This is a genomic window from Paraburkholderia sp. RL18-085-BIA-A (genome assembly GCF_046027075.1).
In the GTDB taxonomy this organism is placed as follows: domain Bacteria; phylum Pseudomonadota; class Gammaproteobacteria; order Burkholderiales; family Burkholderiaceae; genus Paraburkholderia.
The window spans coordinates 1-414 of sequence record NZ_JARESU010000623.1; the positions used below are offsets into that span (position 1 = coordinate 1).

At 61.8% G+C, this 414-nt stretch carries 1 protein-coding gene; it reads right to left on the reverse strand.

Annotated features, from left to right (window positions below; genetic code table 11):
* A partial coding sequence (locus tag P0D89_RS54120; protein WP_408379851.1) for a hypothetical protein occupies positions 1 to 414 on the reverse strand: 414 nt, incomplete at both ends.

Below are 414 nucleotides of genomic sequence, written 5' to 3' on the forward strand. Positions count from 1 at the left end.
AATGGTCCTGAAGCGCTCCTCGAAGATCGCCGGATCAAAGCGCTGCTTGCGGCCCCGCTTCGGGGCTTTACGCCCGCGCGCATTTTCCGGAATGTTGGGCATCATGCCCCGGTTGAAAATGGCCTTGCGGTTGGCCCGGCAGTCGTAGACGGCGTCCAGACTGACGATCGAGCCCTGCAGGTCCATGCCGATGGCGTAGGCCATCTGGGTGAGTCTGGGCAAGGCGTCGCGCAACAGCGGCGATTCGTTGCGGTTGCCCGGCGCGCATATGAATGGCGCGATGATGTTGCAGTCCCGGTCGCAGAAAGCCACGACCTTGTCGCCCTTGAGATGCTTGTGACCGCTGTAGCCGAGATTGTCGCCGCCTTTTTTCGCCGCCGTCGTTGTGCCATCGCCATGAATGACCGTCAGATC